Consider the following 13,494-nt stretch of genomic DNA (forward strand, 5'->3'; position numbering starts at 1 on the left):
TTACAGCGGTTTATTCGCGAAAGCGCAGATAGAGAAAGGAGCAAATAAAATCTCTTTGCACTAATCTTTAATTTGAAAACAAAGATTTGACGCGATAAAATAAAACTTGTAAATTAAAATAGAGCAGGAGGTGCTCGTAAAGCAAATAAGCTTCCTTTGAAGAATGTTGAAACTAATTTGGTATAAATAAATACCGATGTAGTTTCTACTTGTATTTTTTGAAAAATTACAGCCTGAAAAGCACTTGGAATAAATGTACTGAAAGAAAAATGACAAACATGACATTTTGCATCAGTAGAATGACTGTGTGTTATTTGTTTATGATTCTCACTTGCATGATGCTGGCAAGGTTTTTCTGAAAGCTGTTTGAAAAAATGTTCGTAAGAGTGCACAGTTTGAAACAGCATTGCGCACAATACTGCAAAAGATGCTAAGAAATTTACAATTACGATTCTCTTTTTCATTCAGTGGTATTTCTGTGCAAAACTAATTATCTAATAGTGAAATAAGTAATTGCAACAGTGTTGCAAATATAGATATCTTATTTTTAAATGTTGCAAAAAGCTGTGATTATTTTATAAAAATTTAAAGTCAAAGCGTTTAAATACAACCGATTTACAGGTTATTGTATAACAACTGAAGTGTATGAAAATCTGAAGATCCATCAAAATATTTATGCAAAACTTCCTGAAAAATAGGTTCTGAATTTTGAACACTTGCAAAAAGTGTCATGCAGGATTGCAGCTTTTCGACATCAGTGATTCCGAATATATTACTTACCGTTTCTTCTTCTTTTTTGATTAATTCGGATGTAATTTCTACTAAATGTTTACCTAAAATTGGATGTTCTAGAAAAGCAATTGCTTCGTCGGCGTTTTTAATTTCATAAAATTTGGAAGTATCGCTGGAACCCATTCCTTTAATCTGCGGAAAGATAAACCACATCCATGGAGATTCTTTTTTGCCTTTTTTTATTTCGTCCAAAGCTGTTAAATACAATTTGTTCTGAGCATCTAAAAATCGGACTAATTCATTTTTATTGTAAGCCATTATTTACTGATATTAACTTGGGGTATCAGGCTGTAAATCTACTGAAAATATGTTTAGTTGTATATTACCAAATTCTTTTTTTGAGGTATTTTTTATGTATGAAATTAGCTTAAAAAAGATACTTTTAGGTGAGAAAAATTACTTCAAATTATCTCATCATAAAAATTTCATTAGTAATAAAAAACCGACTAACAACTTCATTTTTTGTTATAAAATCTAAATTTCGTTGGCAGTTCTGTTATGATTTTCCTATTTTTACTCAAATGACAGTTTGAAAACTGTTTTTATGAATTAAAATTCGAATTGATATTTACCACTTTACAATATCAATTTTTTTCTAACGAGCCCTTCGCTCATCAAAAACAAATGCTTATGAAAATAGGATTAATCGGATTCGGAAAAACTGGAAAATCAGTAGCTTCAATATTATTAGAAAATAAAAAATTCTGCTTAGAATGGGTTTTAAGACAAAGTACAACTTTAGAACACAGATCGGTGCCTGAATTTTTTGGAGTGCAGTCAGACGAACCCGGCTTAATCTATTCTAGTTCCAAAACTCCTATTGAAGAATTGCTGGAAAGCCATCCAGTAGATGTAATTATAGATTTCTCTTCTCATCAGGGAATTTACACGTATGGTGAAGCTGCAGCAAAAAAAAGAACATCAAAATAATTTCGGCAATTTCACATTATAAAGACAAGGAATTGCAGTTTCTAAAAAAGTTAAGTCAAAAAACAACTGTTTTTTGGTCGCCGAATATTACTCTTGGTGTTAACTATTTATTATTTGCTGCTAAATTTTTGAAGAAAATTGCGCCGTGGGTTGATATTGAAGTAAATGAAGAACATTTTAAAGCTAAAGAAGGAACTTCTGGAACTGCCATAAAAATTGCAGAAGCGCTGGATGTAGACAAAGAAAACATCAATTCTGTGAGAGCTGGTGGTATAGTTGGAAAACATGAAGTAATTTTTGGTTTTCCTTTTCAAACGGTTCGAATTATACACGAATCAATTTCTAGGGAAGCTTTTGGAAACGGAGTAATTTTCGTCGCAGAAAACATCAAAGAAAAAGAAAACGGATTGTACAATTTTGAAGATATCTTGACACCTTATTTTGCGGTTTAAGATTTTTGGTTTGCCACAAAGACACTAAGGGAGAAAGTTTTCTCTCATATGTCATTTTGATCCCGAGGCTTCGGGATCAAAATGACAATTAATACGTTTTATTTTAAATAATGAATTGACAAATTTATTTCCTAAAAGCTAAAGCTTTCATATATTCCAGGTTCATTTTAGCAATTGAAAGCACCGAAATTCCCTGTGGGCATTCGATTTCACAGGCTCGTGTATCAGAGCAGGCTCCAAAGCCTTCTTCATCCATTTTCTTTACCATTGTAATGGCACGTTTAGAAGCTTCTACTTTTCCTTGCGGGAGCAAAGCTAAGTGCGTTATTTTGGCTCCTACAAATAAAGCGGCGCTGGCATTTTTGCATGAAGCCACACATGCGCCACATCCGATACAAGCAGCTGCATCAAAAGCTTCTTCTGCAGTTTCATAAGAAATCGGAATACTGTTAGCCTCAGGCGCCTGACCTGTAGATGCGCTAATAAAACCTCCAGCTGCTATAATAGAGTCAAAAGCTTTTCGGTCTATTTTTAAGTCTCTTAAAACAGGAAATGCTTTGGCGCGAAAAGGTTCAATATAAATGGTATCGCCATCTTTAAAACTTCTCATGTGAAGCTGGCAGGTTGTAGTATTTTTTAAAGGACCATGAGCTCGTCCGTTAATCATCACACCACATTGACCGCAGATACCTTCACGACAGTCGTGATCAAATTCGATAACACGCTCACCTTGCTGAATAAGAGATTCGTTTAAAAGATCCAGCATTTCTAAAAAAGACATATGTTCAGACACTTCATCAATTTCATAATCTGTCATTTCTCCTTTTGATGAAGTATCAAATTGACGCCAAATTTTAAGATACAGCTTCATGTTTTTTTTATTTTTTAGTTTTCAGTCTCGGTTTTCAGTCTCAGTTTTCAGTCTCGGTTTTCAGTCTCAGTTTTCAGTCTCGGTTTTCAGTCTCAGTTTTCAGTCTCAGTTTTCAGTCTCGGTTTTCAGTCTCGGTTTTCAGTCTCGGTTTTCAGTCTCGGTTTTCAGTCTCGGTTTTCAGTCTCAGTTTTCAGTCTCAGTTTTCAGTCTCAGTTTTCAGTCTCAGTTTTCAGTCTCAGTTTTCAGTCTCAGTTTTCAGTCTCAGTTTTCAGTCTCAGTTTTCAGTCTCAGTTCTCAGTCTCAGTTTTCAGTCTCAGTTTTCAGTCTCAGTTTTCAGTCTCAGTTTTCAGTCTCGGTTTTCAGTCTCGGTTGCAGTTACAATTTCACAACTCACAACTCACAACTCACAACTCACAACTCACAACTCACAATTCACAATTCACAATTCACCATTCACAATTATTTATAGCTTCTCACAGCCAGTTCAACCGATTCAAATACCAAAGGTTCTTTGTGTAACTCAGGCTCTTGATTATTTCCTTTCCATTCCCAAGCCGAAACGTAACAGAAATCTTCATCATTGCGAACAGCTTCGCCATCTGGAGTTTGGTATTCTTCCCTAAAATGTGCGCCGCAGGATTCTTCACGTTGTAAGGCATCGTAACACATTAATTCAGCCAATTCAATATAATCCGCGATTCGTCCTGCTTTTTCCAATTCGCTGTTTAAAGTGTTGTCGCCGGTAATTCGAAGATCTTTTTCAAAAGAAGATTTGAGTTCTCTAATTTCAATTATCGCTTCTTCAAGTTTTTCCCTGCTTCTCGAAAGTCCGCATTTCTCGTATAATAAACGTCCGATTTTTTTATGAAAGTAATCTGCAGAAAGCGTTCCGTTGGTATGTAAAAAACGATCTAATTGTCTTCTAACACTTTTTTCCGCTTCATCAAAAGCAGGATGGGAGATGTCAAATTTTGGCGCGTTTAATTCGCCAGCCAAATAGTTCGGAATCGTATAAGGCGCAATAAAATAGCCGTCCACACAGGCTTGAAGTAACGAATTTGCTCCAAGACGATTAGCACCGTGATCTGCAAAGTTCGCTTCGCCTAAAGCAAATAATCCAGGAATGGTGGTCATTAATTCATAATCAACCCAAAGTCCGCCCATTGTAAAATGCGCCGCCGGCGAAATCAGCATGGGTTCTTTGTATGCATTAATGCCGGTAATTTTTTCATACATCGCAAAAAGATTGCTGTATTTGGCTTCTATTTTATCTTTTCCCTGGGCATTAATGGCATCAGAAAAATCGAGATAAATCGCATTTTTCATAGGTCCCACGCCATGACCTGCATCGATTCTTTCTTTTGCAGCTCTTGACGAAATATCTCTTGGAGCCAGGTTTCCAAATGAAGGATATCGGCGCTCTAAATAATAATCTCGTTCTTCTTCTGGAATTAGATTTGGATCACGGTCATCGGCAGCCTTTTTAGGAACCCAGATTCGCCCGTCATTTCGAAGCGATTCTGACATCAAAGTCAATTTGGACTGATTTGCTCCGTGCTGCGGCAATGAAGTAGGATGAAACTGAATCCAGCTTACACCTGCCATAAAAGCGCCTTTTTTATGTGCACGCCAAATTGCTGAACTATTGCAGCCCATTGCCAAAGTAGACAAATAATATACTTTTCCGTAACCTCCAGAAGCTAAAACTACTACGTCTGCAGCATGGCGTTCTAAAATTCCTGTTTCAAGATTTCGGGCAATTATACCTTTGGCTTTGCCTTCAATAACTACTAATTCAAGCATTTCATGGCGTGTGTACAAAGCTACTTTTCCCAAAGAAGCCTGCCGTTCTAATGCTTGATAAGCACCCAGCAAAAGCTGCTGTCCCGTTTGACCTCTGGCATAAAAAGTCCGTGAAACTTGAACGCCTCCAAAAGATCTATTATTCAAATAACCAGCATATTCTCTTGCAAAGGGAACACCCTGAGCGACTGCATGATCGATGAGAGCAGCAGAACATTCCGCTAAACGATACACATTGGCTTCTCGCGATCTAAAATCTCCGCCTTTAATGGTATCATAAAACATTCTAAAAGTGCTGTCACCGTCATTTTTGTAGTTTTTAGCCGCATTTACACCACCTTGTGCGGCGACAGAATGCGCACGTCTAGGGGAATCCTGAAAACAAAAAGACTTTACATTATACCCTTGTTCAGCCAGCGATGCGGCACATGAAGCGCCTGCAAGTCCAGTTCCGACTACAATAATATTCAGTTTTTTTCTATTGGCAGGATTTACAAGTTTTGCTTTTGCCTTGTAATTATTCCATTTTTCTGCAAGAGGACCTTCTGGTATTTTTGAGTCTATCATTTTTTTTACGGTTTAAAATGAACTTGTCTTTTATAAGCTGTAATTTACTACAAAAAAATGAATTTGTAAGGCTGATTTTATTGTTTACTGATAGAAATTGCTTTAGAAGCAGCATTTGTTTTTACAAAATAGATACCCGTTGGATGTTCTGAAATAGAAATTAAATTTCCTTTTCCTTGTTTTACCGTAGTTCCTAAAGGCGAATAAACAGTCCATTCTAATTCTTTAGATAAGTGGAATATTCCAGTTGAAGGATTTGGAAAAACAATGATCTTATTGGATTCTCCATTTGGATTTTCAACGCCAAGATTGCAATTATGCACCATGTAAGCAATTTCTTTTTTATTGTTTCCAATGGTATTGCTAACCGTTAATGAAACGGTTTTTGTTCCTTCGGTTGAATAAATTACGCTGTGAGGACCAATTCCTGTTGCAGTTGCAGGCGTTGCATTTTCGCCGAAATTCCACACATAATTATCGACAGTTCCAACCGAAACAGAAGTAAAAGTAACGGCAGTATTAAGGCATCCCATTTGGGTATTAACTTCAAAATCTGCAATTGGCGCAGTTGTACTTCCTGTTAGTACAAATTCCATTTTATTAACGTTGATGTCGCCTTCTTCAAAAAATAAAGTAATCACACGCGCTCCCTGTGTTAGAGGAATGTTTGGAATGGTAACTGTCTGCCAAGCCTGAAAGCCAGTAGTATTTGGAATATTTACCGTTCCAGTTACATTTACACCATCGACTTCAAGATGTAATTTTCGGGTATTATAAGGCGATGCGACTCTTAGATTGATATTATAATTTCCTGTTGTATTTACTCTTGCAGTGTATTTGAGCCATTCATTTTTAGCAACATACGCAAGATTAGATCCGCCTTCGCTGCAAGCTTCAGTTCCTACTCCGTCGCCAGCTCTGTAAGCTGTGTCGCCGCCGCCATTGCTGTCAAAAAAAGCACTTGGACCAACGTCATAATTTTCAGCTTCGATAATTCCTGGAATTTGAGCCACAATTCCTAAGTAAGGTGCGTTTGGAAGCGTTGTTGAAGTATAAACAGCGGTATAAGCTGCAGTTCCAGTTGCAGGTGCTTTGAAGGTTTGATTAGCCGCTCCGCCATGATCCCAATGATCAAAGTCATATCTAATGTTTCCAACATATTGCGGAGTTGGAGCATTTAATGTCTGCAAAGAGGCATTGGCTACAACTTGTTTTGTTGATGGTTCTGTAACTGGTTTTTGGTTGAATTCTAAAGCCAATAGAGCAGGAGAGCTTGTTATAGTTACATCGACTAAATTTGGTTTAATGTCTACAAAGGTTGATGCTGTTAAGCCATTGCTGTCGGTTACTTTTACAGTAAAACGATACCAAACATTTGGTGTTTTTTCGCCTTGATTAGATGCTGTAAAATCACCAGATTTTACGCCTTGCGGACTTGCACCAGGATGTGAATGCCCAGCTCCTGGAATATCTTCGTGGAAAAGATCAATATTCCATGAAAATGCACTTGCTGGTAATGTTCCATCTTCAATATCTGTTGCTGTTGCTTCAAAATGAACTACATCATCGGCATTCCATTTTAAAGTTGGTAAAGGAGAAACAATCGTAACTGTTGGAGCATTACTAAATGGTGTTACTGTTAACGTTGCAGGATTACTGGTTACATTGCCTGCAGTATTGCTAACTATCACTCTATAAGCACCTGCATTTGCTGTTGTAACATTCGAAATGGTATAAAAAGCAGCATTTGCTCCCGAAATATTTACATTATTAAACTGCCATTGATAGGAAAGCCCAACGCCGCTTGCAGAAACCGTAAAAGTTACAGGAGTAGTCTGCATAATACTTTGAGAAACAGGATGATTTACTATTGTTGGCGCAGCAGTTTCTATATAATCAAGTTTAATTAGCGAACCATTATTTCCGTAAGCGCAATAATAAATATAACCATCGTTGCCTAACATCATTCCGAGTGCTTGCTGGTGTGGTGCGGTATAAAACTCAGTTGAAGCTGGATCTGGAATATTAGGATCGAAAGATCGAATAGCATTTCGAAGAAAATCTTTTATAATAAATTTTCCCTGAAGATCAGGGTAACGAGGCGTTGTTGGATTGTATAATAAGCCATTGGTCAAAGCATTTCCGATACTTCCGGTTGCATAAGTAAATATCGGATTGGTAAATAAATTGGTTTCTGTTTGTTTTCCATCGCCGCCTTGTGGGTGTCCCCAGGCATAATTGCGAATTGCTGGATTGCTGATTTCGTTTACTTCTTCCCATGAAGTTCCAACATCCAGTACAAATAATTTATTGGCTGTTGTATTGGCAACTAACCTCCAAGGATTTCTAAATCCATAAACCCAGATGCTTTGTCTTTGTACAGAACCAGTTCCATAATACGGATTTCCAGGCGCGGGCAGACCGTCTTCTGTTAGCCGAAGAATTTTTCCTTTATAAGTATCAAGATCTTGTGAGTTTGTATTTTGCTGACTATCTCCAACGGTTACATATAGAAATCCGTTAAAGAACTTTAAATCACCACCATTATGAAATCCACCGCCAATAGGTTCTAAAAGTAGAATTTCCTGTCTGCTGACTACTTGATTGGCATTATCGATTTTGACTCTCTCAATACGATGTCGGATTACACCGCCGTCGTTAATGGCGTAGAATACATAAATGTAACCATTTGTGGTAAAGTTTGGATGCAGGGTTAATCCAAGTAAACCTTGTTCACTGTCAGTTACAGTAGTTACGGTAAAAACAGTCGAGACAGCATTGTTTTGAAATACTTTGACAATTCCGCCTCTTTCTGCAATAAAAATTCTTCCATCAAAAGATTGTTCCAGTGCGAGCCCTTCTTTAATGACCGCTGTAGGAGCTAGGTTTTGGGTAATATATTGTGAATAGGATTGCAGCGAAAGTAATAAAGCAAAAATTGATAAGAAATAATTGAACAATCGCTTTTTGATATTAAAGGGTAGATTTTTTCTCATAATTATTCAGAATTTAGATGATTTGGGTATTTCAAATTTAATCTTTTTCTGTACAATATATTGATCTTCAAATGTTATGTTTTTTACATATTGAGTATCATAATGTCAAAACACGAGAAACGCTGCGATGACAAATTTGCTGTAAAGTTTTTGTAGTGTTTTAGTTTTTAGCCAAAAGGTTCCACAGAAGGAACTGCAATTCCTGATTTCGCAGAAAATGTTTGGCGAAAGCCTTATCTTCTGTTGAAGAATTTGCTTTTTAAAAATTTAGTAAGATTCTTTTTTACATATTAAACCCGACAGGTTTTAAAAACCTGTCGGGTTTATTTACATTAGAAAAAATTATTTACCATATCTTTTATCAAAATGCGCACTTACATCAAATTGGTTATTCTCAATTTGTTCTAAGATTTCAAGAAATGTTATTTTCATTTTAAGAATCATTGGCTCAGCATCGTGAATTAAAGAGTATACATTTTGTTTATTATCTACTGCAATATAATTTCCGTCTTCTAAATCGTAAATGACATAAAAAGTTCTTCCATTAAAATCAATATCAAATAATTCATTATAGTTTAGTTTTTCTCTAATATTACTATCTAAGCTATCATAAAACAAATCAATTTCGTTTGGAGGAAAATCAAAACGTGTCATTGAAAAATTTGTATTATCAATCGATGATAATTTAAATTCATCTAATTGATAAGTTGAATTTGTAATTTTTAAACCAGCGACCAAATTATCCTGAATTAAAAGTTCTATTTTTTCGAAACGATTATTCTGTTTTGAAAAAATCCTAAGCCCTGAAATATGATAATTATTACCTCTTTTTTTGTATTTAAAAACGGTGTCTCCAACATAACCTATGGCAACATATTTAAAATCAGGATATAATTCCCAATTTGTTAAGTCATAAAAATTACTATTATAGTTTGATTTTTTATTTCAGATAATTTTTCAGGTAATGCTTCAATTATAGTATTAAAAAGTTTTCTTTGCTCTTTTCTAATTGCATTGTATTTGTATGGAGGGAAAATTGCTCCTAATGCTTTTTGTAAAATATTCATTTATTTCTCGATTATCATAGTAACGCCTTGTCCACCAGCGGCACAAATAGAGACAAAACCTCTTCCAGAACCTTTTTCGTAAAGCAATTTTGCCATTACGCCAATGATTCTGCCGCCAGTTGCAGCAAAGGGATGAGCGGCTGCTAAGCTGCTTCCTTTTACGTTTAATTTATTTCGATCAATAGATCCTAAAGCTTTTTTTAAACCAATCGATTCGCTGAGTTCTGGACTTTCCCAAATTTTTAAAGTAGCTAAAACCTGTGCGGCAAAAGCTTCGTGAATTTCATAATAATCAAAGTCCTGAAGATTTAATCCTGCTTTTTCGAGCATTCTGGAAGCAGCAAATAGTGGAGCTAATAAAAGATTCTGCTGATTTTTAACGTATTCGATAGCAGCAATTTCTGCAAACGTAATGTAAGCCAAAATAGGAAGCCCTTGTTCTTTTGCCCATTCTTCGCTTGCTAGAAGAATACAAGAAGCCCCATCTGTTAACGGCGTAGAATTTCCTGCCGTCAAAGTACCGTTTACTTTATCGAAAGCTGGATTTAGCTTGGCTAATTTTTCAATTGTACTGTCTTTTCTTAAATTATTATCTTTTTCTAATCCGCTGAAAGGCGTAATCATATCATTAAAAAATCCTTCATCATAAGCTTTTGCCATATTCAAGTGACTTTTTAAAGCAAATTGATCTTGATCTTCTCTTGAGATTTTATAATGTTTGGCAGTGATTTCGGTATGCCCGCCCATTGAAAGTCCAGTTTGCGATTCTTCATTTTTAGGAACTAACGGACTGAAATCTTTTGGGCGAAGTTTTAGAAATAATTTGATTTTTTCTCCCAATGATTTTGCTTTTCTAGCATCTAATAATATTTTTCTAAGCTTTTCGCTGACAGCAATCGGCATATCACTAATAGAATCGACACCACCTGCAATTCCAGATTCAATTTGTCCCAGGGCAATTTTATTAGCGATATAAACTGCGCTTTCAATTCCAGTGTCACATGCCTGCTGTAAATCGCACGCAGGAGTTGCAGGATCAAGACTAGTCTGCATCACACATTCGCGGATCAAATTATTGTCATAGGTATGTTTAATAACCGCTCCGCCAGCAACTTCGCCTAATAATTTTCCTTTCAGCCCGTATTTATCAATAAGACCATTGAGTGCTGCGGTCATCATTTCTTTATTGCCAACATTCGAATAAGCCGTATTGGCTCTTGCAAAAGGTATTCTATTGTAACCTACAATGGCTACTTTTCTTATTGTATCTGGCTTCATGTCAATATTTTATTAAGTGAATTTTGTGTTGAATTTGGAATCATAAAGATAAAAAGAGATTCTGTTATAAATACTTAACCTAGATTAATTTATAAGGAAATAACTTAATAAGCTGTTTGAATCTAATTTTACTGCTGATTTTTTATAAATTGTTATATTTATTTAGAACGGATAAAAATAATTTGGAAAACCGAATATTTGAAATTACTTTTGCCCAGCAATTTAAAATCAAACCAAAATGAAAATAATTTTTAATAAAGGAGTTTACATTTTTGCGCTTCTATTATGTTCGATAACTATGATGGGACAGGACTTTGGAAAAGTAGCAGGTAAAATTTCTTTAAGCGGTAACACTGCTGCCGAAAATATAGCTGTAACACTAAAAGGGACTAAATATTCTGATGTTACGACTGTTTCAGGACAATATGAAATTACGAGAGTAAAACCAGGAAATTATACTATTGTAGTTCGTGCGGTGGGGATTGCTCCAGTGGAAGCCAATATTGTAGTGACAGCAAAACAAACTACGACTAAAAACTTTTCGTTAAACGAAAGTCAGGAAGATCTTCAGGAAGTTGTAATTACGAAAAACAAATACAAACAGGATAAACCATCAATGTCTTTGCGTCTTCAGACACCAGTGCTTGAAATTCCGCAAAACATACAAATTGTAAGTGCTCAAACTTTAAAAGATCAGCAAATTACAAGTATGAGCGATGGAGTAATCCGTAACGTGAGCGGTGCTGTGCGTTTGGAACATTGGGGAGATTTGTATACCAATATTACCATGAGAGGTTCACAGATTCAGGCATTTAGAAACGGATTTAATGTTGTTTCTTCTTTCTGGGGACCATTGACAGAAGATATGAGTTTTGTAGATCATATCGAATTTGTGAAAGGGCCGGCTGGATTTATGCTTTCGAGCGGAGATCCAAGCGGACTTTATAATGTGGTGACTAAAAAACCAACAGGCGTTACAAAAGGAGAAGTTAGTGCTTTGGTTGGAAGCTATGATTTTTACAGAGTAAGTGTAGACCTTGACGGAAAATTAGATAAAAAAGGAAAATTATTATACCGTTTTAATGGAGCTGCACAAAAGAAAGGTTCATTCCGTCCGTTTGAGCATAATGACCGTTACGTAATTGCTCCAGTAATTTCATACCAATTTGATGACAAAACAAAATTGACATTTGAATACAATTTTCAATATGCAAACATGACAGAAGTTGGTTCTTATTATGTTTTTGGACCTAAAGATGGTGGTTATGCTACACTGCCGCGTGATTTCACTATGACAGCGCCAGGTTTACCAGATACCAACATACAAGATCACAGCGGGTATTTGCAGTTTGAACATAAATTTGATGATAACTGGAAGTTAACGGCTCAGACGTCTTATTTTAAATACATTCAACAAGGTTATAGCTCATGGCCAAGTACTGTTGGTTCTGACGAAAATGCGCTTGGAGCAGGGAATATTATTAGAAATGTAGGTATTTGGGATGCAGAAAGTAATATGTATTTAGGACAGATTTTCGTTAATGGAAAATTCAATACAGGTAGCGTTTCGCACAAAATATTAGGAGGAATAGATTTAGGAAGTAAAGATTACATGGCAGATTGGGGACAATCTCATGATTTAGATACTGCTGCAAGTCCTTTCAATGTATATAATCCAAATTATGGCACACCTTCTAACGGTTATCCTGCTTTCGATCATGAAACTCCTTTAAGCCAGAGAGCAGGAGGACTTTATGGTTCAGAATATGCAGCTGGATATATTCAGGATGAACTTGGTTTTTTTCAAAATAAATTAAGATTGACTCTTGCTGCAAGATATACATGGATTAGCCAGACTAGCGCCTATGACGTACCTCAAGAAGACAGCCACATTACACCTCGAGCAGGTTTAAGTTATTCTATTACTGATGATTTTGCGGTTTATGGGCTATATGATCAAGCCTTTACACCTCAATCTGGAATTACTCAGAATGGAGATCCTATAAAACCGCTCACAGGTAATAACATTGAATTTGGTATCAAAAAAGACTGGTTTGATGGCTCATGGAATACTACTTTGTCTGCTTACAGAATTATAAAGAAAAATGAGCTCACTGCCGATCCAACAAATGGACCGAATGATATTTATAAAGTTATCTTGGGAGAAAAAAGGGCAGAAGGTTTGGAGTTTGATATTAGAGGAAAACTTTTTGACGGTCTTAATTTAATTGCCAACTATGCTTTTACAGAATCTATTGTAACAGAATCAAGATTAACTAGTATTACTGTTGGAAGCACAGTTCCGGGATATGCTAAACATACAGCAAACGCCTGGTTAAATTATACAGTCCAAAACGGAAAATTAAAAGGTTTTGGCGCTTCTATTGGAGGAACTTTCCTTGACGGCCGCCAGACAGATACTTGGAGTGAAGGTCTTCAAAAACTGCCATCTTATTTTAAACTTGATGGAGGTTTATCTTATGAAACAGGGAAAGTTAAAGTTACAGCAAACGTATTTAATATCTTAGACAAATACTTATACAGCGGTTCGTACTACAAATGGCTAGAGGCTTATTATTGGCAGGCAGAACCTGGAAGAAACTTTAGAGTGGGGGTTACTTATAAGTTCTAGTATTTAGTTATGAGTTATAAGTTATGAGTTATAAGTTATGAGTTATAAGTTATGAGTTATGAGTTAGGATTGAAGTTATTAGTTTCAATTCATAACTCATAATTCA

At 35.9% G+C, this 13,494-nt stretch carries 9 protein-coding genes and 1 pseudogene; 2 read left to right on the forward strand and 8 right to left on the reverse strand.

Annotated elements, in window-relative coordinates; all coding sequences use genetic code 11:
* Positions 1 to 113 precede the first annotated feature (113 nt).
* Together QE431_RS08455 and QE431_RS08460 are read right to left on the reverse strand one after the other, a co-directional pair.
* Positions 114 to 464 (reverse strand): hypothetical protein, encoded by a 351-nt coding sequence (locus tag QE431_RS08455; protein ID WP_307294959.1) that lies wholly within the window; start codon positions 462 to 464, stop codon positions 114 to 116.
* A 151-nt stretch (positions 465 to 615) separates the two neighbouring features.
* Positions 616 to 1,050 carry a DUF1810 domain-containing protein gene (locus QE431_RS08460; protein WP_307294960.1) on the reverse strand — a complete coding sequence of 145 codons (435 nt, stop codon included), beginning with the start codon at positions 1,048 to 1,050 and terminating at the stop codon, positions 616 to 618.
* A gap of 372 nt (positions 1,051 to 1,422) precedes the next feature.
* Here QE431_RS08460 and QE431_RS08465 point away from each other — a divergent pair.
* A pseudogene (locus QE431_RS08465) lies at positions 1,423 to 2,174 on the forward strand (4-hydroxy-tetrahydrodipicolinate reductase).
* Positions 2,175 to 2,298: 124 nt separating this feature from the next.
* Here QE431_RS08465 and QE431_RS08470 read toward each other — a convergent pair.
* The 6 genes from QE431_RS08470 to QE431_RS08495 all read right to left on the reverse strand — a co-directional run bounded on the left by QE431_RS08470 (position 2,299) and on the right by QE431_RS08495 (position 10,756).
* Positions 2,299 to 3,045, reverse strand: a complete 747-nt coding sequence (locus QE431_RS08470) for a succinate dehydrogenase/fumarate reductase iron-sulfur subunit (RefSeq protein ID WP_307294962.1) — start codon at positions 3,043 to 3,045, stop codon at positions 2,299 to 2,301.
* A gap of 459 nt (positions 3,046 to 3,504) precedes the next feature.
* Positions 3,505 to 5,415 carry a fumarate reductase/succinate dehydrogenase flavoprotein subunit gene (locus tag QE431_RS08475; RefSeq protein ID WP_307294964.1) on the reverse strand — a complete coding sequence of 637 codons (1,911 nt, stop codon included), beginning with the start codon at positions 5,413 to 5,415 and terminating at the stop codon, positions 3,505 to 3,507.
* A gap of 77 nt (positions 5,416 to 5,492) precedes the next feature.
* Positions 5,493 to 8,411 carry a PQQ-dependent sugar dehydrogenase gene (locus QE431_RS08480; protein ID WP_307294966.1) on the reverse strand — a complete coding sequence of 973 codons (2,919 nt, stop codon included), beginning with the start codon at positions 8,409 to 8,411 and terminating at the stop codon, positions 5,493 to 5,495.
* A gap of 342 nt (positions 8,412 to 8,753) precedes the next feature.
* Positions 8,754 to 9,065: a hypothetical protein gene (locus tag QE431_RS08485; protein ID WP_307294968.1), complete on the reverse strand. Its 312-nt coding sequence runs from the start codon at positions 9,063 to 9,065 to the stop codon at positions 8,754 to 8,756.
* A 251-nt stretch (positions 9,066 to 9,316) separates the two neighbouring features.
* Entirely contained in the window at positions 9,317 to 9,478 is a 162-nt protein-coding gene (locus QE431_RS08490) for a hypothetical protein (protein ID WP_307294970.1), read from the reverse strand.
* Positions 9,479 to 10,756 carry an acetyl-CoA C-acetyltransferase gene (locus QE431_RS08495; protein ID WP_307294972.1) on the reverse strand — a complete coding sequence of 426 codons (1,278 nt, stop codon included), beginning with the start codon at positions 10,754 to 10,756 and terminating at the stop codon, positions 9,479 to 9,481.
* Between the two features lie 238 nt (positions 10,757 to 10,994).
* Between QE431_RS08495 and QE431_RS08500 the strand changes: the two genes are divergently transcribed.
* Positions 10,995 to 13,388 carry a TonB-dependent receptor gene (locus QE431_RS08500; protein ID WP_307294974.1) on the forward strand — a complete coding sequence of 798 codons (2,394 nt, stop codon included), beginning with the start codon at positions 10,995 to 10,997 and terminating at the stop codon, positions 13,386 to 13,388.
* Positions 13,389 to 13,494 lie beyond the last annotated feature (106 nt).

The organism is Flavobacterium sp. SORGH_AS_0622, assembly GCF_030818825.1.
GTDB lineage: Bacteria > Bacteroidota > Bacteroidia > Flavobacteriales > Flavobacteriaceae > Flavobacterium.